General features: G+C 55.5%; 1 protein-coding gene. It reads left to right on the forward strand.

The features are described from left to right. Positions 1–338: 338 nt before the first annotated feature. The coding region (locus B3D39_RS13270) for a hypothetical protein (protein WP_286789778.1) at positions 339–526 on the forward strand (188 nt) is incomplete at its 3' end.

A 526-nucleotide genomic window follows, 5' to 3' on the forward strand; every position in this document is an offset into this window, starting at 1 on the left:
ACATCTCTGGCAGTAGATGCGGCCAGCCTGGGTGTCCTCCTCCGGGACCACGACCCCCTCGACGTCTTGAGTAAATGGGCTCTGATCCGCGGCCAAGTGGAACCACGCATATGGGGCGAGATCGACAAAATCTTGGAAGAAATTGCGGTTCGCGCTGCATCGCCGCATGAACCGTAAGATACCTATCTGAAAAGATAACTTGCGTTTCGCCGGTGGATTTTCGCCCACCGGCGGAAGCTCGCCTTGCAGTTGCGGAAAGCGTGGCGCTAATGAGCGTCATAGGGAATTTCAGACCTCAGTGGTGACGAGTTACGAGGTCCATTTTGGAGGAACGCATTATGAACACGAAGCCCCGCCTGACTGGCGAACCGATCATGCGCATCCTCTGCAAGACATCTGAAAATCTGGTTGGCTACCTTTACCAATGGAACAATGGTGACGTGCAGCCTGCCTGGTTCGACGGTGCCATGGCGGACGTTCGCTATGAGCCATTCATTCCAGCGCCGGAACAGAACCCTGTCGATCC

Origin of the sequence: Thioclava sp. UBA3469 (assembly GCF_002378135.1) — a bacterium.
Classification (GTDB): domain Bacteria; phylum Pseudomonadota; class Alphaproteobacteria; order Rhodobacterales; family Rhodobacteraceae; genus Thioclava; species Thioclava sediminum.